Genomic DNA, 605 nt, shown 5'->3' on the forward strand with positions numbered 1-605 from the left:
GGACAGGGCCGCCCGCAGGTCGTCCACGGCCCGCATGGCGTCGGTGATGCCGTGCTCGTGCTGGAGCAGCAGCACGTCCCAGGTGACCTCGGGGGTGACGTTGGGGTTGCCGTCGCGGTCGCCGCCGATCCAGGTGCCGAAGGTGAGCGGCCGGGTGCCGGCGGGCAGCGGGGAGCCGACGCGCTCCAGCTCGGCGGCGAGGTCCTCCAGGACGTCGCCGACGGCGTTCGCGTGCAGCTCGTCCAGGTAGTAGACGGCGTTGCGGGCCTCGTCGGCGGGCTCGGGCCGGGCCACCCGCAGCTCGTCGGTCTGCCACAGCAGGTCGATGTTCTCGGCCAGCCGCAACTGGGTGCGGCGGCTGTCGCCCTCGTCGGCGAGCCGGTCCAGGAGGGAGGCGACGCGGCGCAGCTTGTTCAGCACGCTGCGGCGGGCGGCCTCGGTGGGGTGTGCGGTGAAGACGGGCCGTACGTTCAGGTGGGCGACGGTCTCCCGCAGGTGCTCGGGGTCGGCGTCCTTGAGCTGGTCGGCGGTGCGGGCGAGGATGCCACCCTCGGCCGCGCGGTGGGCCCGCAGCTCGCGGCCACGGTGCACCTGCTCGGTGACGT

Annotated in this window: 1 protein-coding gene; it reads right to left on the reverse strand. The window is 74.5% G+C overall.

What is annotated here, in order from left to right; translation table 11 throughout:
• A partial coding sequence (locus KUM32_RS42740; RefSeq protein ID WP_217146941.1) for a phosphoenolpyruvate carboxylase occupies positions 1-605 on the reverse strand: 605 nt, incomplete at both ends.

Source organism: Streptomyces sp. AC627_RSS907 (assembly GCF_019049165.1).